Source organism: Leisingera sp. S132, assembly GCF_025144465.1.
GTDB lineage: Bacteria > Pseudomonadota > Alphaproteobacteria > Rhodobacterales > Rhodobacteraceae > Leisingera.
On sequence record NZ_CP083553.1, the window covers coordinates 2,537,425 to 2,558,426 of the forward strand.

General features: G+C 64.7%; 21 protein-coding genes. 12 read left to right on the forward strand and 9 right to left on the reverse strand.

Features of this window, described 5'->3' with window-relative positions:
• Window positions 1-4: 4 nt before the first annotated feature.
• A complete protein-coding gene (locus tag K3725_RS12600; RefSeq protein ID WP_260015669.1) occupies window positions 5-736 on the forward strand; it encodes a response regulator transcription factor in 732 nt (243 codons plus the stop codon).
• 127 nt (window positions 737-863) lie between these two features.
• On the opposite strand, the gene K3725_RS12605 is transcribed toward K3725_RS12600, so the two are convergent.
• On the reverse strand, window positions 864-2,840 hold the full coding sequence (locus K3725_RS12605; RefSeq protein WP_260015670.1) for a methyl-accepting chemotaxis protein: 1,977 nt from the start codon (window positions 2,838-2,840) through the stop codon (window positions 864-866).
• A 227-nt stretch (window positions 2,841-3,067) separates the two neighbouring features.
• On the opposite strand from K3725_RS12605, the gene K3725_RS12610 reads away from it, so the two are divergent.
• Complete coding sequence (locus tag K3725_RS12610) at window positions 3,068-3,943, forward strand: TIGR01459 family HAD-type hydrolase (protein WP_260015671.1); 876 nt, start codon at window positions 3,068-3,070, stop codon at window positions 3,941-3,943.
• Between the two features lie 66 nt (window positions 3,944-4,009).
• Here the strand turns inward: K3725_RS12610 and K3725_RS12615 are convergent, their stop codons facing one another.
• Window positions 4,010-4,699 (reverse strand): DUF1194 domain-containing protein, encoded by a 690-nt coding sequence (locus tag K3725_RS12615; protein WP_260015672.1) that lies wholly within the window; start codon window positions 4,697-4,699, stop codon window positions 4,010-4,012.
• Window positions 4,700-4,922: 223 nt separating this feature from the next.
• Between K3725_RS12615 and K3725_RS12620 the strand changes: the two genes are divergently transcribed.
• Window positions 4,923-5,366 (forward strand): MaoC family dehydratase, encoded by a 444-nt coding sequence (locus tag K3725_RS12620; protein WP_260015673.1) that lies wholly within the window; start codon window positions 4,923-4,925, stop codon window positions 5,364-5,366.
• A gap of 383 nt (window positions 5,367-5,749) precedes the next feature.
• Here the strand turns inward: K3725_RS12620 and K3725_RS12625 are convergent, their stop codons facing one another.
• Complete coding sequence (locus K3725_RS12625; RefSeq protein WP_260015674.1) at window positions 5,750-6,181, reverse strand: hypothetical protein; 432 nt, start codon at window positions 6,179-6,181, stop codon at window positions 5,750-5,752.
• A 317-nt stretch (window positions 6,182-6,498) separates the two neighbouring features.
• Between K3725_RS12625 and K3725_RS12630 the strand changes: the two genes are divergently transcribed.
• The 4 genes from K3725_RS12630 (at window position 6,499) to K3725_RS12645 (ending at window position 9,349) form a co-directional block, all read left to right on the forward strand.
• Complete coding sequence (locus K3725_RS12630) at window positions 6,499-7,431, forward strand: bifunctional riboflavin kinase/FAD synthetase (RefSeq protein ID WP_260015675.1); 933 nt, start codon at window positions 6,499-6,501, stop codon at window positions 7,429-7,431.
• A complete protein-coding gene (locus K3725_RS12635; protein ID WP_260015676.1) occupies window positions 7,428-7,910 on the forward strand; it encodes a YcgN family cysteine cluster protein in 483 nt (160 codons plus the stop codon). The genes K3725_RS12630 and K3725_RS12635 overlap by 4 nt, the downstream gene beginning before the upstream one ends.
• A 112-nt stretch (window positions 7,911-8,022) precedes the next feature.
• Window positions 8,023-8,229, forward strand: a complete 207-nt coding sequence (locus K3725_RS12640; protein WP_260015677.1) for a hypothetical protein — start codon at window positions 8,023-8,025, stop codon at window positions 8,227-8,229.
• 85 nt (window positions 8,230-8,314) lie between these two features.
• On the forward strand, window positions 8,315-9,349 hold the full coding sequence (locus K3725_RS12645; RefSeq protein WP_260015678.1) for a low specificity L-threonine aldolase: 1,035 nt from the start codon (window positions 8,315-8,317) through the stop codon (window positions 9,347-9,349).
• A gap of 10 nt (window positions 9,350-9,359) precedes the next feature.
• Here K3725_RS12645 and K3725_RS12650 read toward each other — a convergent pair whose 3' ends face one another.
• Window positions 9,360-10,205 carry a LysR family transcriptional regulator gene (locus K3725_RS12650; RefSeq protein WP_260015679.1) on the reverse strand — a complete coding sequence of 282 codons (846 nt, stop codon included), beginning with the start codon at window positions 10,203-10,205 and terminating at the stop codon, window positions 9,360-9,362.
• Window positions 10,206-10,303: 98 nt separating this feature from the next.
• Here K3725_RS12650 and K3725_RS12655 point away from each other — a divergent pair, with 98 nt between their 5' ends.
• Window positions 10,304-10,711, forward strand: coding sequence for a hypothetical protein (locus tag K3725_RS12655; RefSeq protein WP_260015680.1), 408 nt, complete (start codon window positions 10,304-10,306; stop codon window positions 10,709-10,711).
• Window positions 10,712-10,726: 15 nt separating this feature from the next.
• On the opposite strand, the gene K3725_RS12660 is transcribed toward K3725_RS12655, so the two are convergent.
• The gene (locus K3725_RS12660) at window positions 10,727-11,545 is read right to left on the reverse strand and encodes an alpha/beta fold hydrolase (RefSeq protein WP_260015681.1); all 819 of its coding nucleotides are present in this window, start codon (window positions 11,543-11,545) and stop codon (window positions 10,727-10,729) included.
• Window positions 11,546-11,714: 169 nt separating this feature from the next.
• Between K3725_RS12660 and K3725_RS12665 the strand changes: the two genes are divergently transcribed.
• Window positions 11,715-12,737 (forward strand): ribose-phosphate pyrophosphokinase, encoded by a 1,023-nt coding sequence (locus K3725_RS12665; RefSeq protein ID WP_260015682.1) that lies wholly within the window; start codon window positions 11,715-11,717, stop codon window positions 12,735-12,737.
• A 53-nt stretch (window positions 12,738-12,790) separates the two neighbouring features.
• Here the strand turns inward: K3725_RS12665 and K3725_RS12670 are convergent, their stop codons facing one another.
• A complete protein-coding gene (locus K3725_RS12670; RefSeq protein WP_260015683.1) occupies window positions 12,791-13,984 on the reverse strand; it encodes an MFS transporter in 1,194 nt (397 codons plus the stop codon).
• 69 nt (window positions 13,985-14,053) lie between these two features.
• On the opposite strand from K3725_RS12670, the gene K3725_RS12675 reads away from it, so the two are divergent.
• Window positions 14,054-14,455 (forward strand): helix-turn-helix domain-containing protein, encoded by a 402-nt coding sequence (locus tag K3725_RS12675; RefSeq protein WP_260015684.1) that lies wholly within the window; start codon window positions 14,054-14,056, stop codon window positions 14,453-14,455.
• On the opposite strand, the gene K3725_RS12680 is transcribed toward K3725_RS12675, so the two are convergent.
• Window positions 14,452-14,802: an H-type lectin domain-containing protein gene (locus K3725_RS12680; RefSeq protein ID WP_260015685.1), complete on the reverse strand. Its 351-nt coding sequence runs from the start codon at window positions 14,800-14,802 to the stop codon at window positions 14,452-14,454. The genes K3725_RS12675 and K3725_RS12680 overlap by 4 nt on opposite strands.
• A gap of 335 nt (window positions 14,803-15,137) precedes the next feature.
• On the opposite strand from K3725_RS12680, the gene nhaC reads away from it, so the two are divergent.
• Window positions 15,138-16,610, forward strand: coding sequence for a Na+/H+ antiporter NhaC (gene nhaC, locus K3725_RS12685; protein ID WP_260015686.1), 1,473 nt, complete (start codon window positions 15,138-15,140; stop codon window positions 16,608-16,610).
• A gap of 76 nt (window positions 16,611-16,686) precedes the next feature.
• The gene (locus tag K3725_RS12690) at window positions 16,687-17,703 is read left to right on the forward strand and encodes a GlxA family transcriptional regulator (RefSeq protein WP_260015687.1); all 1,017 of its coding nucleotides are present in this window, start codon (window positions 16,687-16,689) and stop codon (window positions 17,701-17,703) included.
• A 12-nt stretch (window positions 17,704-17,715) separates the two neighbouring features.
• On the opposite strand, the gene K3725_RS12695 is transcribed toward K3725_RS12690, so the two are convergent.
• Window positions 17,716-18,933, reverse strand: a complete 1,218-nt coding sequence (locus K3725_RS12695) for a PAS domain-containing protein (protein WP_260015688.1) — start codon at window positions 18,931-18,933, stop codon at window positions 17,716-17,718.
• Window positions 18,934-19,059: 126 nt separating this feature from the next.
• Window positions 19,060-20,649: a class I SAM-dependent methyltransferase gene (locus K3725_RS12700; protein ID WP_260015689.1), complete on the reverse strand. Its 1,590-nt coding sequence runs from the start codon at window positions 20,647-20,649 to the stop codon at window positions 19,060-19,062.
• Window positions 20,650-21,002: the final 353 nt, after the last annotated feature.

Consider the following 21,002-nt stretch of genomic DNA (forward strand, 5'->3'; position numbering starts at 1 on the left):
GGGTATGAAGAACGAGTTGATTGATACGCTGGACAGGCTGCTGCACCCGCAGGACCCGGGCGGACGCTGGCAGGCCGCGCAGGATGTGGCGCAGCGGATGGGCGTCAAGAGCATTCTGGTGGCCGGCCTCAACCTGCCCGCTCACTCCATTGGCTGGGTCAGCACCGACATGCCCGGCGCCTGGATGGAGGAGTATCTCAGCCTCGGCTGCATCGAAATCGACCAGCTGATCGACGACCTGCTGGTCCGGCCTGGCAGCGCCACCATTGAATGCGGCACATTGCACCGGGGCGACGCCCGCTGCCGCCGGCATCTGGACTACAATCACGGGCTGAAGGCCACTGGATTCGGGTTTCTCCACTGCAGCTACTTCGGCGACCGCCTGGGCACCGGCAAGACCGTCACCCTGTGCTATTCCGGCGGCCCGGAAGAGGCCGCGCAGACAACCCCCTTGGGCATCGGCCTGCTGTCGGGACTGATGGCCAGCACGATCACCCCTGACAGCCCGCCGCCGCATCAGCGCTACTGCCCGCCTCAGGACAGGCCGCTGCTGACCACGCGCCAGCGCGAGGTTCTGTGCCTGCTCGCTGAGGGCATGATGACCGCCCGCATCGCCGAGACGCTGGGGCTGTCAGAGGCCGCGGTTTCGCTGCATTTCGCCAATGCCCGCAAGGCGCTGGGGGCTGCCACCCGCGAACATGCCCTGGCGCTGAAACAGGGGCTGATTTCCCTGTAACGGCCGCACCGGCCGCCCGGGCCGGGCCGCCGCCTGTGTGATCCGCTCCGGGCAGCCGGCCTGTCACCTACCCAGCCTGTCACCTTCCCGGCCTGTCATCCTGCCGGCCTGTGACCCGGCCGGCCGCTCAGGCGGACCGGGCCGCCGGACCGGCGCTTTCGCCATCGGGGAAGACTTCGTCTTCTCCGTTGAAATCCACCCAGCGGTCCTCCTCCAATGCGCCGGCCATGGCCTCTGCATAGTCCGCGTCAAGCTCTGCCTCCGGTTCCTGTGCCGGTTCTGGCGCGGGCTTTGGCTGGACCGCCTGATGGGAGGCTGGCGCATTCTCCGGCGGCGCCGATGGCGCCATCACCGCAGGTGCTGCCGGCAGTCTGGCCGCCGCGGACGGCGCGCTATCGAGCAGCACGAACTGGCCGACCATCCGGTTCAGCTCCACGGTCTCGCTGCTCATGGCGCGGATCGCGGAGCCGGTTTCCTCCACCATGGAGGCGTTCTTCTGGGTCACCGAGTCCAGCTGGGCGACACCGATATTGATCTCGTTCAGCCCCTGCGCCTGTTCTGCCGACTCGCGGGAGATCCCGGCCACAAGTTCGGTGATGCGGCTGACCTGGGTGACCACGGTCTCCAGCGCCTTGCCCGCGCCATCCACCTTGTGCACGCCGTCCTGGACATGGGCAGAGCTGGCGCTGATCAGACCCTTGATCTCCATCGCCGCATCGGAAGAGCGCTGCGCCAGCGCCCGCACCTCGGAGGCGACCACAGCAAAGCCGCGGCCGACCTCGCCCGCCCGCGCCGCCTCAACCCCGGCATTAAGCGCCAGCAGGTTGGTCTGAAAGGCGATATCGTCAATGACACCGATGATCTGGCCGATCTGGTTGGAGGAGTTTTCGATCTCGTTCATCGCGGCAATCGCGCCCTCGACCACTTCGCCGCTGCGCTCCACATCGGCGCGGGCGGCCTCGACCGCGCCCTGCACCTCCTGCGCGTTCTGGGCCGAGGAGTTGACGCTGGCGGTCATCTGCTCCAGCGCCGCGGCGGTCTGCTCCAGCGTCGCCGCCTGGCTTTCGGTGCGCGCCGACAGATCCTCTGCGCCGGTGCGGATGCCATCCGCCTGGCGGTTCAGCCGCCCGCCGGCCTGCACCACCTGGGACAGAAGCTCATTCAGCTTGTCGACGGTTTCGTTGTAATTGGCGCGCAAAGCCTCGTATTCGGCGCCGAATTTTTCGGAGATCCGGTCACTGAAGTCACCTGCGGACAAATGCTGCAGCGCCTGGCGCAGCCGCTCGATCACAGCCTCGCCTTGCTGGCGCAGCTTGTTCTGCTCCTCCAGCGCCTTGACCACGCGGCCCGAAACCGCATCGATATCATGGGCAATATCGCCAAAGTCATCGGCACGCATCCGGTCAGCAACCTTGAGCGAGAAGTCACCTTGCGCCACTTCGCGCAGGGCGGCCCGCATTCTTTCAATCGGACGGATGATGCTGAGTGTTACCTTGCGCGAGTTGTGCAGCATGATGAGCGTCGCAACCGCCGAAATGCCCAGCACCAGATAGAGCAGATTCTGGTTGTACTGCCGCGCTTCAGCCGCGGTTTCGGCGGCTGAGGCCTTGATCGCCTTGCCCAGTTTGGAGAGCTTTTCAGAGATATTGGCAGAATAGGACTGGAAAGCCGGCAGCGCGTCGGCACCGTCCTGCGTATTTGTGAAGGCCAGCGCCGCTACCTCTGCGCCGGTGCTGTTGAAACCATCGACCAGCGGCAGCAGCGAGGCCACCATGCTGCGGATGTGCTCCGGCAGCTCCAGCGCCTGCAACGCGTCCATCTCGGCACGGAAATTCTGCGCCTCCGCCTCAATCGCGGCCTGCAACTCCGCCTTCCGGTCCTCCGCCCCGTCCTGGCCCAGCAGCACCGCCGAGACCACTGCCGCGGCTACGTGGCTGTGGGCGATATCCGCCGTCAGCTCATGCCGGACGGCCTGGGTCACATTGATCTGGCGTTCCAGGTTCAGCTCGCTTTGCCACAGGCTGAAGAGCGACACCGACGCCAGGATCAGAACCGAACACATTGCAATGACGCCGGACAGGAGCAGCCGGCGTTTGAGGGGCATCGTGCGAAACATGGAGGGACTGCGAAACATGATAAACTCACCACAAGGTTGTTTTGGTCAGACAAAATCACCCGGGTTAATTTTTAAAAAATCTGTAGACCCGACGCAGATTTTTAACGGTGGCTGAACGGAACGGCAGCAAGTCCGGGGCGCGCGGGCCACTGGCCATCTGCCGCCGTCTCTGCCATAGCTGGCCGCAACAGATCCCTGCGCGAGAAGGCCCGGCCATGACCCAGATCATCACCTCCCTTTCCGACATTTCCAGCCGCTACAAGGCGCTGTTCGTGGATCTGTGGGGCTGTGTGCACAACGGCATCACCGCCTTTCCCGACGCGGTGGCAGCGCTGCAGGCCTACCGCGCGGCGGGCGGCATCGTGGTGCTGGTGACCAATTCGCCGAAACCGCGGGCGGGCGTGGCGGCGCAGCTGGGGCAGTTCAACGTGCCGGATGATGCTTATGACACGATCTCCACCTCGGGCGACAGCGCGCGGGCGGCGATGTTCACGGGTGCGGTGGGCAACAAGGTCTACTTCATGGGCGAATGGCAGCGCGATGCTGGGTTTTTCGAGCCGCTGCACGTGATCCATGATCCGGTGGAGATCACCCGGGTGCCGCTGAAGGAGGCCGAGGGCATTGTTTGCTGCGGGCCGTTCGACACCATGGCGGATCCGGAAGTGAACCGGGCCGATTTCCTCTATGCCAAGCAGATGGGCATGAAGCTGTTGTGCGCCAACCCCGACATCATCGTCGACCGCGGCGAGACGCGGGAGTGGTGCGCGGGGGCGCTGGCGCGGCTTTACACCGAGATGGGCGGCGAGAGCCTGTATTTCGGCAAGCCGCATCCGCCGATCTATGACCTGGCCCGGCTGCGGCTGCAGGAGGTGGCGCCGGGGATCGCCGATTCCGAGATCCTGGCGATCGGGGACGGGCCGCATACGGATATTGCCGGCGCCATGGGCGAAGGCATCGATTCCCTGTTCATCACCGGCGGGCTTGCGGCCAGGGAAACAAAGACTTCGGTCCAGCCGGATGCGGATGCGCTGACGGCCTACCTGGCGCAGGAGCAGTCCGCACCGACCTATGCCATTGGTTTCCTGCGGTAGAACAGCCAGCTGCGCCGGGGCAGGATACCCGGGGAGGGAGCGCGGCGGACGCCGCAGGCCTCGCTCTTACTCGGCTGTGTTCATCGAGAGGAACAGATCCAGCTCCCGGGACAGCTTGCGCTGCATCGCCGCCGCGAAATCCTCGCCGCGGCTTGCCGTCATGACAAAGGAGCCGTCGCCGCCGGTGACCAGATACCGGTAATAACTCACCAGCTCCCGGTCGCCGTCCGGGATGACCAGCCCGTTGATGGTAATGCCCAGCGAAACCGCCTTGTCCCGGAAATGGGCGGGCGATGGCCCCGAGTTGTTCCTTGCGTCTCCGGAGATGTCAATTTTGCGCGCCGTGCCGTCAAAGCCGTTGGTTTCAATGAGCCGGGTTGCATAGTCGATGGCATAGGCGATCGAGGTGCCGCGGCCCGCGCTGGAGCGGGGCGCCTGATCCACCAGCCGGGAAAACGCCAGAATGCTTTCGGGGCCGTGCAAATGCCGCCAGCCCACGGCCTGGCGGTTGAGGCTTCCGACGCTCCAGTGAACCAGCGTCACGGCGACTCCGTTGGGCTGCCTCTGGATGATGCCGGCAATTTCGGGCGTTCTGAAAGCCTCGGCAATACCCGACATCTGAAAGCGGTACTCCTCAGCGCTCACGCTGACGGAGGTGTCAACCGCGAGCACAAGCTCGACCGCAACCCGCTCCCGCGCCTGAGCGGTTGTGCAGGCCGCGATTGCGGCCGCCGCAACGGCACATCTGAAAATCACCTTTCCGCGCCTCCTCCACTCCCCCGCAAAGGCTGGGGCAAAACCTGTGCGTTTTCAACAGCCGCGGCTGCGGGCCGGGCCAGGCGGCCATTCTTTTCAAGAATCGCTTGATTTTCTGCAGTTGCAAAGTAATAAAGTTGCGCAAGCGGCCACACTGGCGCGCAAAAGTTACAACGCCGAACGGTCAAGCAACACGATCAGGACCGGGCGAACGGAGGATGAAATGTTGGACAACATGCCGCGCGGAACCATCTGCATCGAAGACATCGAGATGGGCATGGTGCGTTACCTGCGCAAAGTCATCACCGATGAGGATATCGAGAAGTTCGCCCAGGTGTCGACCGACCGCAATCCGGTGCATCTGGATGACGATTACGCCCAGGACACGATTTTCGAGGGCCGCATCGCACATGGGATGCTGACCGCCGGGCTGATCTCAGCCGTCATTGGCGAGCAGCTGCCGGGCCATGGCACTATCTACATGAGCCAGTCGCTGAAGTTCCTGGCCCCGGTGCGCCCGGGCGACCTAGTGCTGGCGGAGGTCGAAGTGACCGACATCATTATCGACAAGCGCCGGGTCAAGCTGGACTGCCGCTGCATCGTGGACGGCAAGAAGGTGCTGGTCGGCGAAGCCATGGTGATGGCGCCGTCGCGCAAGTTCGACTGAGTTATCCGCACGCAGCCGTTTCAGCCGCCGGGGGCCTTTGCCCTTGGCGGTTTTTTCTTGCCGTGCCTGTTGTTCCGGTCTTTCCGTTCGGTTCTGCGCAGAAGCCCAATTAAGGGGGCGGCGCCGCCGGATGGAGGTGGACAGACCCCGCAGGGGGCCTGCTCGGACAGGATATCCTGGACGACCCCCTTTTTATCAGGGCCGGTCTCCGGGGTGTCGCGCAGGCAGCCTCACAGATGCCTGCGCCTCGTATCATGGCCCATGCGCGGAGCCATGGCGGGGGATCGCGATCTTTTGGGAGTATGGCAGAGCCAGGTGAGGATTGCGTGAAGGGGGCGTACGGTGGGTACGCAACACACTGCAGGTTCTTCTCCGCTTCACTGTTATGCCCCCGCATTTGTCTCCCAGTCTTTGCGAATTCGCTCAAACTCAGGCTCAATCACCCCATCGACATCATCGCAAGAAAAGTAAGCGATATTGAGCGCGCCATATAGGCCCTCGAACCCGGCAACTCGTTCCAATAGAGCCAGTGACTTCTCGACGGGCCATGTTGCGCCCGAAGCTACCGCCTTCGCCGCCGAAACTGTTTGATCAGCCAGCGGATGGTCACACAGTAAACTCCACTTGTCTATCAGGCCGAAAATCTGGTCCCTGGAAGCATCCGTGCCAATTGGCGGCCTGCAAATCTCTTCGAGTGCCATAAACATGGCCGCAGAAGAGATCGAACGGGCTTGGGCAATCAACGCCGCTGCCTGCTCAGTATCATGATACGGGAATTTGCAATCTATCTGCTCGGCGAACTCAATTTCGTTCATGTGCCATCCCGTTATGCTCAGCGGGAGCATTGTGACAGCCCACAAGCGGCGCGCAACCACCAAGATGCCGAAAAATTGCTGAGGGCGGGCGCCTGCCCGCGGGGTGGCGCTGCGACGCCTGTTCGGGGCAGTTTATCCCAGCAACGTCCGTACGAGTTAACGAGGGAGCACTGCCCTCTCGAAAGCGCCAGCCCGTGCGGGCGGGCTGGCGCTCGCCCGGCGCCTGCGGCTTGTTTCCGGGCGGCGATGCGTGTGCTCCTTCCCTCCCCCGCCACTGGCCGCTTGAACCGCCGCGAAGGTGCAGGTACGGATGCGCCATGCGTATCGTCAGAGATTTTCAATTCGTCGAACACCAGGACCGGGGCGCCACTGTTGCCATCGGCAATTTCGACGGCGTGCATCTGGGCCATCAGTCGGTGATCGAGCTGGCCCGCACGGCGGCGCCGGACGCGCCGCTGGGAGTGATGACGTTTGAGCCGCATCCGCGCGAGTATTTTGCACCCGATGCGCCGCCCTTCCGCCTGATGCGGGCCGAGACCCGCGCCCACCGGCTGGAGAAGCTGGGGGTGGAGCGGCTGTATGAGCTGAACTTCAACACCGCGCTGTCGAGCCTGACGCCCGAAGAATTCGCCCGCGACGTGATCTCTGAAGGGCTGGGGCTGGCGCATGTCGTCGTCGGCGCCGATTTCTGCTTCGGCAAGGGCCGCGCGGGCAATGCCGAAGACCTGCAGCGGTTCGGCGCGCAGTACGGCTTTGGCGTCACCATTGCGCCCTTGATGGAATACTCCGAGCACGCGGTCTCCTCCACCGCGATCCGCAATGCGCTGAGCGAGGGCCGGCCTGCGGATGCCAAGGAAATGCTGGGCCACTGGCACCGGATCGAGGGCACCGTGATCGGCGGCGAGCAGCGCGGGCGGGAGCTGGGCTTTCCCACTGCCAACATGTCGATCGACGGGCTGCATCAGCCGTGCTTTGGCGTTTACGCGGTGCTGGTCGATGTTTTGGACGGGCCGCATAAGGGCAGCTATCACGGCGCGGCCTCTGTCGGGGTGCGGCCGATGTTCGGGGGCGTGGTCCCGAATATCGAGACCTTTGTGTTTGATTTCTCCGGCGATCTGTATGGCGCAACGCTGTCGGTCGGGCTGGTGGCCTTCTTGCGGCCGGAGATGAAGTTTGACGGGCTGGATGCGCTGATCGCGCAGATGGACGCGGATTGCGCCGAGGCGCGTGATATACTGGCGGCGCTATGAAACCTGCAAAAGACGTGATCGACCGCTCCGGCCTGGGCGCGCGCTTCTGGGAGAAGAAGCCGCTGCAGAAACTGAGCCAGAAGGAATGGGAAGCGCTGTGCGACGGCTGCGGCAAATGCTGCCTGAACAAGCTGGAGGATGAGGAGACCGGCGAGGTCGCGCTGACCCGGGTCGCCTGCCGCCTGCTGGATGACAGCACCTGCCGCTGTGCCCAGTACCCGATCCGCCATCAGTTCATCCCCGAGTGCATCGTGCTGATGCCGGACAACCTGGACACCCACGCCTATTGGATGCCGGAAACCTGCGCCTACCGCCTCTTGTGGCAGGGCAAGCCGCTGCCGGAGTGGCACCCGCTGCTGACCGGCACCCCCGAAAGCGTGCATGAGGCGGGTGTTTCGGTGCGCGGCTGGACGGTGTCGGAGTTCGAGATTTCCGAGGAGGAGTGGGAAGACCACATCATCGAGGAACCGACCGGCTGAGCCTGCTGTCCGCGGGACTGTTAAACAGAAATACAATTTAAGGTTGCAAGACATGCACCCCCGCCGCCATGATGAGGAAATCCCAAAAGGTTTCCCATGAGGAGGGCGGCAGATGCCATTCGAGCACGGCACCTATTTCAGCGAAAGAGAGACCTACAAAGCGCGGGAGTTCCTTTCGACCCTGGGCCTGAGCAGCAAGCAGGCCAGTGAAATCAGGGCCTGGCACCAGTACCACCTTGGCAAGCAGCTGATGATTTGGGCCACGGCGGGGACGTTTGCCGGCATCGGGCTGGGGCTGCTGTTTGCGCAGATGTTCTGAGAGCGCCGTCCCGGGCCGGCTTGGCATCAGCGGCGGAAGTGCCTACTGCTAGGCGGATATTCTGGCTGACCAAGGGACTTCGCTGATGCATTTCGCCTCCGACAACTCCGGCCCGGTGCCGCAGCAGATCCTCGACGCGCTGGCGCGGGCCAACCAGGGCTATGCCATGGGCTATGGTGCCGATGCGGAAATGGCGGAGGTGACAGCGCGCATCCGGGAGATCTTCGAGGCGCCGGAGGCGGCGGTTTATCTGGTGGCCACCGGCACCGCCGCCAATGTGCTGGCGCTGTCGACGCTGGCGCAGCCCTGGCAGACGGTGTTCTGCACCAGGCCTGCGCATATCAACATGGATGAATGCAACGCGCCGGAGTTCTATACCGGCGGCGCCAAGCTGACGCTTGTGACGGAGGCGGACAAGATGACCTCCGAAGGCTTGCGCGCCGCCATCGAGGGCGAGGAGACCCGCGGCGTGCACGGGCCGCAGCGGGGGCCGGTGTCGCTGACGCAGGTGACGGAGTTCGGCACCGTCTACAGCCAGGCGGAGCTGAACGCGGTCTGCGGCGTGGCCCGCGAATACGGGCTGCCGGTGCATATGGACGGCGCGCGGTTTACCAATGCGCTGGTGTCGCTGGGCTGCACGCCGGCCGAGATGACCTGGAAGGCGGGGGTTGATGCGGTCTCGTTCGGCGGCACCAAGAACGGCTGCCTGGGGGTGGAGGCAGTGATCTTCTTTGATCCCAAACACGCGCAGGAGTTCGAGTACCGGCGCAAGCGCGGCGCGCATCTGTTTTCCAAGCACCGCTATCTGTCGGCGCAAATGCTGGCCTATCTGAGTGACGATCTGTGGCTGGAGAACGCCCGCGCCGCCAATGCCAAGACCGCGCTGCTGGCCGAAGGGCTGAAGGCGGCAGGCGCCCATTTCACCCATCCGGCGCAGGCCAACATGATCTTTGCCGCCCTGCCCCGCCGCAAGCATCAGGAGCTGTTCGCCGCGGGCGCCATTTACCACCTGTGGGACGGGCTGCTGCAGGGGCCGGAGCATGAGATGGTCACCGCCCGGTTCGTCTGCGACTGGTCCCTGCCCGAAGACCGGATCAGCGCTTTTCTCAGCCAGCTTTAGCGGCCTGCCCCTATCGGCCGGTCTGGCAGGCGCTGCAGACCGACTTGGCGATCCCGGCAGCGAACTGCGTTTTGCGGTGTGCCACGCCCACCTGGCGCTGAACCGGATTGTCCCCGCACAGCGGCAGCACCGTGACGCCGTCCTGCGCGCCGGCATGGCCGAGCGGCACCAGCGCAACCCCCAGCCCGGCGGCCACCAGATCCAGAAGCTGGGCATCATGCACCGCTTCGGCCACGATGCCGACAACGATGCCGGACGGGGCCTCTCCCTGTCCCTGCATCAGCAGCTGGTCCGCCCCCGGGCAGTAGGGCCGTGCGATCAAGGGCTCGCCTTCAAGATCCGCCAAGCCAATTTCAGCACGCGCGGCCAGAGGATGACTGCGCGGCAGTGCTGCGCCGTAGCTTTCCTGCCACAACGGCTGAAAGGCGTAACCCCGCGGCACGCAGCCGTCGGAACAGAACAGAATGTCCGCGTCGTCCCGGCTGCCCGTGAACTGGAATTTCAGCGCGGCATTTTCCCGGCGCAAACCGGATAAGGCGGCACGGAACGACGCCACCAGGACATCCGGCTGGCAATGCACCCGGACCACCTGCGGCGCACGCCCTGACAGCCGCTGTTCCAGCAGGCTGAGCTGGGCCAGAACCGCGCCGGACTGGCGGTAGAGTTCATGCCCCAGCGCGGTGGGAGTCAGCCCGTCCCGGCTGCGCTGGAACAAGGCGCCGCCAAAATGCTCCTCAAGCTTTGAAACGGCCGCTGAGACCGAAGGCTGGCTGACGCCGTTCACCCGCGCCGAGGCGCTGAAAGTGCCAGTATCATAGGCGGATTGGAAATATCGGAGCGGGGCCAGGTCGATCATAGGATATGCCTATATCAAGGATAACCCGCAAAGCAATTAACTTTACCTGAGCGACGTGGCCAGATGTCAGTAATTGCAGCAGCGAAACAGGGGATCCCATGAAAGACACAGCAACAGCGGCCCAAAGGCCCGTCATTGATCAGGTTTTGAAGCAGTTTGAGGCGGGAGATCCGGCCATTCTGGGCCTGATTGCGCCCGATATCGATTTCCGCATTGATCACTACAAGGACGACGCGGATATATCCTGGCAGGCAGCCACCGGCATCGAAGACTTTGCCAAAGTGCTGGCCCGGCTTGGCCAGGAGATCTTTCCGCAAGGCACGCTGATCCTGGAAAGCACATCTCAGGATCTGGGAGGCGGCTGGTTTCTGACCCGGTTCCGCCAGCGGTTCTACTATGCCCTGGCCGGAGCGATGGTCGAAAGCGGCACCTTGATCACCACCCATCAGGAAGACGGCAAAATCGATTTTTTCCGCGAGGTGGTCACATCGGTGACGGAGATCTGACACACCGGAGCGGCCTCATGCGACAGCCGGGTCCGGGCTGCCCTGCCCCCAGAACCGGCGCAGCAGCGCGGCGGTTTCCGCCGGGTGGGTGATTGGCAGCATGTGGCCCGCGCCTGGTACCGCGGTGTGTGCGGCTGCGGGCAGACGGCGGCAGAGGCTGCGGGCGATGGCGGGGATCACGGGCGGGCTGGCGGCACCTGTCAGGATCTGCACCGGCATCGTCACGGGCTCCAGCGCGCCCGGGGCCAAGGTGCCGTTGGCATCCGAATGCAGCACCGCGCGGCTGGCCATCACCACCGGCATGGCGCGGACCATGGCGGCACGGGCGGGGGCTGGCAGGTCGGGCCATTTGGGCTCGCCTGCCCCCCACATGCGGTTGAACAGCCGGGTAGTAAGTTCACGGTCCCCCGCTTCCCAGGCGGCTTCGGCCGGAAGGCTGGCCGCCTCCAAAGCGGCAAAGGCGGCGGGGTCTTCCTGTTGCGCGGCGGCAAACAGCACCGGTTCGATCAGGGTGAGGCTGCGCACCAGGTCCGGGCGGGCCATCGCCATGCGCAGCGCCACCGTGGCGCCGAAGGAATGGCCCAGAAGGTCCACGGGAGCCGTCAGCAGCGAAAGCCCTGCCTGCATGTTCAGCAGCTGGTAGTTACCCTGCCCGTCCCAGTCCGGGCTGCGGCCATGGCTGAGCATGTCGAAGGCGGTGAGGGTGATTTCCTCCGCCAGCACCTCTGCCACCCCGCGCCAGGCGCCGGAATGGGCCAGCGAGCAATGCACCGCCAGCACCGCGCGCGGGCCGTGGCCGAAGCTGCGGCGGAACACCTGCGGCGCGCTGCTCATGCGGGGCCTGCCAGCCGGGCATATCCGCGAGGGGTTGAGAGGGGGTGCCGTGATGCCACCAAAAGCTGTTTCTCCCGCTTAGAACTATGCGCGAGGGTAAGTGCATGATAAGCGGGGTTCAATATCACGAATCTGACACATTGCCATTGCTGCCTGGGGATAACAGCCAATGCCGACCTTGAACGAACCCAAGCTGATTGCTGGGAACGCCAACCTTCCTCTTGCCCAAGCCATTACCCGCCGCATGAGCATGCACCGCGGTGTCGACCAGGGGCTGGTGGATGCCCGCGTCGAGCGGTTCAATGACGGCGAGATCTTCGTCGAAGTCTATGAGAACGTCCGCGGCGAGGACATGTTCATCATCCAGCCGACCTCCAACCCGGCCAATGACAACCTGATGGAACTGCTGATCATCGCTGACGCGCTGCGCCGTTCCTCGGCCCAGCGCATCACCGCGGTGATCCCCTACTTCGGCTATGCCCGCCAGGACCGCCGCACCAAGGCGCGCACGCCGATCTCGGCCAAGCTGGTCGCCAACATGCTGACCGGTGCGGGCATCGAGCGGGTGCTGACCATGGACCTGCACGCGGCGCAGATCCAGGGCTTCTTCGACATTCCGGTGGACAACCTCTATGCCAGCCCGATCTTTGCGCTGGACGTGAAGGACCAGTTCAAGGACCGGATGGACGAGCTGATGGTGGTGTCGCCGGACGTTGGCGGCGTGGCCCGTGCCCGCGAGCTGGCCAAGCGCATTAACGCGCCGCTGTCGATCGTTGACAAGCGCCGCGAGAAGCCCGGTGAAGTGGCAGAGATGACCGTGATCGGTGACGTGAAGGACAAGATCTGCCTGATCGTCGACGACATGTGCGACACCGCCGGCACCCTGTGCAAGGCGGCGCAGGTGCTGCTGGACAACGGTGCCAAGGAAGTGCACGCCTATATCACCCACGGCGTGATGAGCGGCCCGGCGGTGGAGCGGGTCAGCAACTCGGTGATGAAATCGCTGGTGCTGACCGACTCGATCCAGCCGACCGAAGCGGTGAAGAACGCGCCCAACATCCGCATCGTGCCGACCGCGCCGCTGTTCACCCAGGCGATCCTGAACATCTGGCACGGCACATCGGTGTCCTCGCTGTTCGAGGACAAGACCCTGGTGCCGATCTACGAGAGCCTGTATTCCAACGGCGGCTGAGGCGGCTGTTTGACTGAATTGGAAAGCCCCGCGATTGCGGGGCTTTTTGCTTTTCAGGCGCTGGCGCGGCGGCGTCCTGCGTGCAGGGCGGCGGCAAGGGCGGCTGCGGCCATCAGCGCAATACCTGCCGCAGCACTGCCGAATGTGCCGCCGTAGCCCCACTTTGCAATGGCCGGTGTGGTGAAGAACGGCGACAGGAACTGGCCGCAGAACACCGAGGCCGTGAGGATGGCGCCGGCAGTGCCGCGGCGTGCGGACGGAGCCAGGGCCAGGGCCATCGCGACAAATCCAGGCGAGACCGTGGCATAGCCGATGCCGACAGCCATCGCGCCTGCGAGGGACAGGGCGGCGCTGCCCTGCTGAGCCAGTACCGTGAACCCCAGCGCAAGCGCGCCATAGCCGAGGGCAAATACAGCGCTGTGCGGCAGCCTGGACTTGAGCCGGCCGTAAAAGAGCGCGGCGATACCGCCGCAGAGCGACAACAGGCCCAGCCCGGCGCCGGTCATCAGCGCGCTGTTGAGGCCCTGGGACGCAAAGAAGAACGGCAGCTGGGTCGGCATCATGAAGAACAGCCCGTTGGTCAGCATCTGCAGCGCAGAGACGGCAATGACCAGCAGCAGCCAGGCCGGGTGGCCCGGCGCCTCTGCCTGCCCTGCCCCGCCGGTGCTGTGCCGGGGTTCGGGGGCGTGGCGCCAGACGGTGTAAAGGCACACGACAGCCAGCCCGTAGATCAGGAACGGCAGCCGCGGCGACAGGGTGGCGGCCAGCCCGGCGGTGCCGATGAAAACCAGCCCGCCGAAATTGCGGGCGGAGATCTGCAGCCCGGTCAGGGCCTGGCGGCTGGCACCGGTAAAATAATCGCCGATCAGCGCGGTCTGCGCAGTCATGATCAGGCCGACCGCAATGCCAAGGCCAAAGCGGCTGATGAGCATCAGGTGCAGGCCCGGCAGGTAAAAGCCCGCTGTGCCGCACAGAAGGAACAGCCAGATCCCTGCCAGCAGCACCCGCCGCCGCCCGCTGCGGTCGGTGAGCCAGCCTGCCAGCGGCGCGGTAAGCATCACCCCGAGCGAGGGCGCGGTGACCAGCAGCCGCACCAGAAAGCCCGCATCAGGCGTATCTGAAAACTCTTGCTCCAGCCCTGCCAGCGCCGGGCTGATGGTGGCGTTGGCCATGACCGTAAGGCTGGCGGCCATCAGCAGCGCAATGGCCTGGGGATGCCGCCAGAGGTTTTGGGTGTTGCTCGTCATCGGGGATTTTCCTTGTCCTGTCCGTTCAAGGCTGGCAGCCTGCCAATTGAAGCCGGCTTGAGGTCAAGGATGAAACTTCTGGATATCGGCGAGGTCGCGGACCGCTCCGGCGTGGCGCCCTCTGCCTTGCGGTATTACGAGGATCTGGGGCTGATCACCTCGGCGGCGCGCAAGGGGCTCAGGCGGCAGTTCGGGCCGGAGGTCCTGCTGCAGCTGTCGCTGATCACGCTGGGCAAGGCGGCGGGGTTTTCACTGCAGGAGATTGCGGGCATGTTCGGCAAGGACGGCCAGCCCGATCTGCCGCGGGAGCAGCTGCACGCGCGCGCCGATGCGCTGGAGGTGCAGATCCGCGAGCTGACGCTGCTGAAGGAGGCGCTGCGCCATGTGGCGGACTGCCCGGCGCCCAGCCATCTGGAGTGCCCGAAGTTTCAAAAGCTGCTGCGGGCCGGGTCGATCACGGCGGAGGTTTAATCGACGTCCCAATCGTCGGCGTGCGGCAGTTCACCTATTGCCAGCCAGGACGCGCGCAGGCGGGCGGCGCGGCTGTCGGCCCAGGTGCGGAAGACGATCTCGAACCCTTCGCAGGTGATATTTTCCGCCACCAGCTCCGCGCGGATCGGGGCGGTGGTGGCCATATCCCAGAGAGACACCGAGACATGCACCGCCGGCGGGCTGGCATAGGCGGTGCTGAAAGCAACCGGCTGGCGCCGCACCCGCGGCCCGGTGCCGGTCCACATCTCGCCGCCCTCCTCGAAATCAGAGAAGACGGTGACATCGCCCTGTTCGACCCCGGTCCGGGGATTGCGCAGCCTTTTCATTCCGGTTCCCAAGCAGTTAGCCCGCTTCTCAGAGTAAGTCATACAGCGGGATAATCCAGAAATCAGCCGAAATGCGGCCGAATATGTGGCCTTTCGCGCACGGCGGGGGACGGCGGTGCTGCGGCTGCATCCCCCTGGGCGCAGGGGCAAGACCGGCCCGGACGAGGGAAATTTCCCCTCAACCGGCCAAACATCCCCGAAACGGGCCGTTCTCCCCGGATGTCGCAATATCTGTGGATTCCGGCGCGCTGGCATCGAGTCCGCGGCGGCGATCTCTGGTGTGTATCTGCATCCGCCAAAGCCAGGCGTTTTTGACCCAAGGGAGGAGAAACCCCGTGTCACCATCTGATCCGAATACCGCAAAACCCGGTCTGGGACTGGCGCTGCTGCCAATCCTGCTGACCCTCTTGGTGCTGGGCATCCAGCTGTTCTACTTCGGCGACTTCACCCCGCATATCCCGCTGGCGATCGGCATTGCCATCACCGCGCTGGCCGGCCTGAAGCTGGGCCACAAGTGGGACAACATCGAAGAAGGCGTGTTCCACGTCATCAACATCTCGCTGCCGTCGGTGTCGATCCTGATCACCGTCGGCATGATCGTCGGGATCTGGATTGCCAGCGGCACCGTGCCGACGCTGATCTATTACGGCCTGAAAATCCTGTCGCCGGAGCTGTTTCTGGCTGCGGGCATGGTGCTGTGCTCCATCGTGTCGGTGTCGCTGGGCACCTCCTGGGGCACCGTGGGCACGGTCGGCCTGGCGCTGATGGGCATCGGCGCGGGCTTTGGCATTCCGATGTACTGGACCGCAGGCGCGGTGGTTTCGGGCGCCTTCTTCGGCGACAAGATCTCGCCGCTGTCGGACACCACCAACCTGGCCCCGGCCGTCACCGGCACCAACCTGTTCGACCACATCCGCAACATGCTGCCGACCACCGTGCCGTCGATGCTGATTGCGCTGGGGATCTATCTGGTGGTGGGCTTCACGCTGATCGACACCTCGCAAGTGTCGTTTGAGCGGATCGACGCGATCACTGCGGCGCTGGACGAGGCGTTCTGGATTTCGCCGCTGATGCTGCTGCCCGCCCTGCTGGTGATCGTGCTGGCGGTGAAGAAACAGCCCCCCATCCCGTCGCTGTTTGCCGGTGCGGTTGTCGGCGGCATCATGGCGATGGCGTGCCAGGGCGCGGGTCTGCACGAGACCTTCACATTCGCCAACAGCGGCTATTCCATCGACACTGGCGTGGCGGAAATCGACCCGTTGCTGAACCGCGGCGGCATCCAGTCGATGATGTGGACGATCTCGCTGGTGCTGCTGGCGCTGGGGTTCGGCGGCGCGCTGGAGCGCACCGGCTGTTTGCAGGCGATCATCGAGGTGATCATCGCCCGGGTGAAGAGCTTTGCCGGCATCCAGACCTCGGCCATTCTGACCTCGGTTGCGACCAACACCGTGGCCGGTGACCCCTATCTGTCGATTGCCCTGCCGGGGCGGATGTATGCGCCGGTTTACCGCGGCATGAAGTATTCGCCGCTGAACCTGTCGCGCGCCATCGAGGAAGGCGGCACGCTGGTGTCGCCGCTGATCCCCTGGAACGCGGGCGGCGCCTTTGTGATCTCGGCGCTGGCGCTGGGGATTGGTGATGGCAACTTCGAGAACCTGCTGTACATCCCGCTGGCCTTTGCCTGCTGGCTGTCGCCGCTCATCGGCATCTTCTATGCGATGACCGGGCTGTTCTCGCCCAAGGCCAGCGACGATGAGATCGCGTCCTGGGAGGATAGCGGCGAGCCGGTGCAGGAACTTACCGCCTGATCCTTCCCCGCGCGCGCCGGAGCCTCCCCTCCGGCGCGCGTTTCACTGTGAACGCCCCATCTGTTAGGTTAGCGATATGACATTCCGCAGCTTTGTCCCGAAGGGTGCGGCCAGTTTCCGGGTCGATTACGACGGGCCGCCCAAAGACATCTATTTTGTGCTTCTGCCGAAGCTGACCATGCTGGCCTTCAGCGCTGCGGTGGAGCCGCTGAGGATTGCCAACCAGGTGACCGGCAAGGAGCTGTACCGCTGGTTTCTGCTGAGCGAGGACGCAGCGCCAGTGCCCTGCTCCAACGGCATCGAAATCAACACCGGCATGGGGCTGGAGGACCTGCCGCGGGGCAGCTTTGGCTTTGTCTGCGCCGGCATTGAACCCTCTGACAGCGCCAGCCCCAAGGTGCTGGCCTGGATGCGGCGGCAGAATGCCCACGGCAGCCGCTTTGGCGGTATCTGCACCGGGGCTTTTGCGCTGGCGCAGGCGGGGCTCCTGCAGGGCCAGCGGTTTACCCTGCACTGGGAGAACCAGCCGTCGTTCTCGGAGTTTTTTCCCGGTCTGGAGCCGACTGCGAACCTCTATGAAATCGACAAGGGGCTGATGACCTGCGGCGGCGGCAATGCGGCCACCGACATGATGCTGGAGATGATCGAGACCGACCACGGCAAGGACCTGGCGGTGATTGTGTCGGACATGTGCATCCACTTTCGCTCCAACAACCGCGAGGCGCTGCAGAAGTCGGCCTATTCGGTGGCGCTGAGCAGCCGCAACCAGCATCTGATCAACGCCATGCAGTTCATGCATGAAACCATCGAGGAGCCGGTGGAGGTTGGCGTGGTGGCAGAGCACGCGCAGATTTCGCGGCGCCAGCTGGAACGGCTGTTCCAGCGCTATGTGGGCACCTCGCCGGTGCAGTTCTACATCGACCTTCGGGTGGGCCGGGCGCTGGCGCTGCTGAACGAGACCAACATGACGGTGGCAGAGATATCCGCCGCCACCGGTTTCAGCAGCGCGACCCAGCTGTCGATCCGCTTCAAGAAACGCTACGGGCAGTCGCCTGCCTCCTTCCGCAAGAGCTGGGCGGAAAAGGAGGCTTAAGCTCAGGCTGACTCAGGCCTCGTCGCTGGCGAGGGCGGTGCTGAGGTCTGAAATGCGTTCGAGCCGGGTGGAGATCCTGTCCTGGAACACGCCAAGCTCATCAATGATGGAGTTCAGCGATTCCCCGACGTTGCCCAGCCGGGCGCATTCGATCTTGCACAGCACCCGGGTGGTGGTCAGCGCCATGAAATGCCGGTGCAGGGTCAGGCAGGCCTTCTGGATGCGGTCGGCCTCAAACCGGACCGCCTGCAGGCTGGCGCGCGCCTTGCTGAACTGGATTTCCGTAAGGTCGCTCAGAATTCCCTGCTCGCGGGAGATGTCGACGGCCGCGGTACCGCCTTCCTGCTCCAGCTGATGGCCGCATTCGGTCAGGATCCGGGCCAGGCCCTCGACGAAGATGGCGGCGGTCACCGTGCCCTTGATGGCGCGAAAGTTGCTGTCCTTGCCCCAGACGTGGGCCTCGAACCAGTTCGACATCTCGCGCGACATGGCGCTGTAGTTCTGGGACAGCACCGTCACCGGCCCGCCGGCCGGTTCGATGCGCGAGGCGATGACCCGCAAGTTATGGGGGATGGTGCGCATCGATTCAAAATCCTGCACCAGCGCCTCGGTCTCCTCAAACAGCTGACCGGCGGTGGCGTGCATCGCGCGGCGTTCCGCCAGCCGGGCGCAAGGCGGGCGTTTCAGGCCCGCGTCACGGGCCAGCAGTTCCTCTGCCAGGGCGTGGCCTGCAAAGTCGCTGTAGGCCGCAAAGCCCAGTTCCTTGAGGCGGGCCAGCAGACGGGCGGCGCTGTCCTCCGGGCTCAGCCCGTCTTGCTGCTCGGCCTTGCGCAGGCTGCTGTATTCCTGCTGCACTGTCTTGAGCAGCGGGCTGGTCGGCTTGATCCGGGCCGAGAGATAGCCGCCGTCGCAGGGCGTGACCACGGCAAACACCCAGTAATAGCTGCCGTCCTTGGCGCGGTTCTTGACATAGGCGCCGACGGTTTCGCCCGCCTTGATGGTGTCCCACAACAGCTGAAAGACGGCACGCGGCATGTCCGGGTGGCGGATCACCTTATGCGGCGCGCCCAGCAGGTCCTCCAGCGGGTATTTGGCGACCCGGCTGAACACTGCATTGCCGGCCTGGATCACACCGCGGGGATCGGTGCGGGAAAAGAACACTTCATCAAGGGCAAAAGCCGATTCCCGGCCAGTGGATTGGGCGGCCAGCGCGCGGTCTTCAAAGGACACGTTTCAGTTCCTGTCAGTGGTTGTCTCGTGCCGGTTCTGTTTACCGGCCAGTGCTTGCCGAAATGCTAATGCGGGGCGGGTTGCTGGTGTTTTCCCGCCCCGTTTTCCGCCCCGTCATCTTGCGGCTCAGGCTGCGGCGTCCTGCAGCTGCGCTGCCGGCTGGCTGCTGTCCTCCAGCGTCACCCCGAGGCTTTCGCAGAGCGGCAGGCGGCGGGCCGCGAAATTGCCCGCGCGGGCGCGCAGCAGCGCCAGGTTTTCCTCCTCCGTCTCCAGCACCCTTCCGTCATGCTGCAGGCGCTGGCCCTGCGGCGCCAGGATGCGCCAGGCCAGATCCGCCCACTCCGCGGGCGTTTCCAGCCCCTCGCTGCGGGCAAGCAGGAACAGCTGCTCAAACCGGTCCAGCCCGACCCCGCCGCCGGTGACCGGCGACGCCAGATGGCACAGGGCATCGCTTTCCTCCGCGCGTTTGCAGACCGCGCGGTTGAAGGCGCGGCAGGCGGCGGTGCGGCTCTCCAGCCCCTCCAGCGGCAGCGCGGGGGCGATCTGGCCGGCGCCGGCCAGCACTGTCAGCATGCGGGTGATGGCGCCCCATTCCATGGTTCCGAACGCGCCCTGATCCAGCAGGCCGCGCACCGTGGCCGGGCCACGTCCAAGCGCCTGCAGGACCGGCGCGTAGTCCGCCTGCTCCAGCGGCACATCCTGGCCGCGGTGGTGGAATTTGAGCATCCCGCCGTGGTAGGGCCGGATCAGCGCCAGCGGGGTGGCAAACCAGGCGCCAATGCCGCCGCGCGGGGTATGGGCCCGCCTGCCCTTCACAAAGACATCGGTGCGGAAATGCTCGTTCAGCAGCACGTCGCGCAGGCCTTCGCGGCGGAGCGGATCGCTTTCGCTGTCCAGCAGGGCGCGCTGCTGCGGGGCGAAGCGGACACAGTCGAGGTTGTCCATCAGGCTGACGGAGCCTGCAAAGCTGAGCTTGGCACGGCCCAGCTCGGCGGCCAGATCCTCGAAAAAGAAAGGGGTCCAGTCCTGGTTGAAATACTCATGCGCCACGTAATTTTCCGGCATCGACGCCATGTGATCGAGGCGGGCGGCAACCGCGGGGTTGCGTTCGAAGTACCCGCCGCCGGCGGCGGCCAGCTGGCGCGCGTAGGACAGGGCTTCGCCGATCCGTTCCGGCAGGGTGCCCCTGCCCTGTTCTGCCCGGGCCATCAGGATCCGGCGCAGCGGCATGGCGGCCGCCCAGCCGGGCTGGGTGTTGCAGCTGGCATAGACCAGGCCGCCCGGTTTCAGCCGATCTGCGATAAAGCGCAGGATGTGCTGGCGGTTCTCCTGCGACACCCAGCTGTAGACACCGTGCAGCGCGATGATGTCGAAGGACGCAGGCAGGCCGGAGGTCTCGCCGAAATCCTCAAAACTGCGCTCGTGGAAGCGGATGTTCTCCAGCGCAGCCTCCTGCGCCAGATCGCGGGCGCCGGCAATATGCGAAGGGCTGAAATCCATCGCGTGAAATTCGATATGCGGGTTGGCGGCTGCCAGCAGGTTGGCCGAGAACCCCTGGCCGCAGCCCAGCTCGCAATAGGTGAGGTTTTCGCCGTCCAGCCCGTGCCGGAGCCCCTGCGCGGTAGCCGTAAAGCCCAGCAAGGCCGGGGTCAGCTGGCGGTGGAAGTCGAAAGTGTAGTCGATGCCGGCGACATAGCCGGAGGTCCAATCTGTCACGGAGAATCCTGCTGTTTGGGTAAACGTCCTGCAGGGCAATTTCGGAAAATTTGGTGAGAATTGGGTTAAGGGCGGAGGGCTTGGTTCGGCGAAGGCGTATATAAAGGCGGCAAAGCCTGGCTGCACTGCCGTTGTGCCGCGCACTTCTAGACCTGCAAAGGTCAGGTTCGAGCCCAAAGCGACTACGGCCAGGGAAAACAACTTCGCGAGTGCAGCAGGACACGCATCACCTCGACTGGCCCAAAGCAGGCACTCTTAGCGACCCTTAGGCGCTGCGGTGCGACGCCCGCTAGTGGACGTTGATCGATGTCGCAGAACCATGAAACATGAGCGGCTGGTTGGCGAACAAAGCC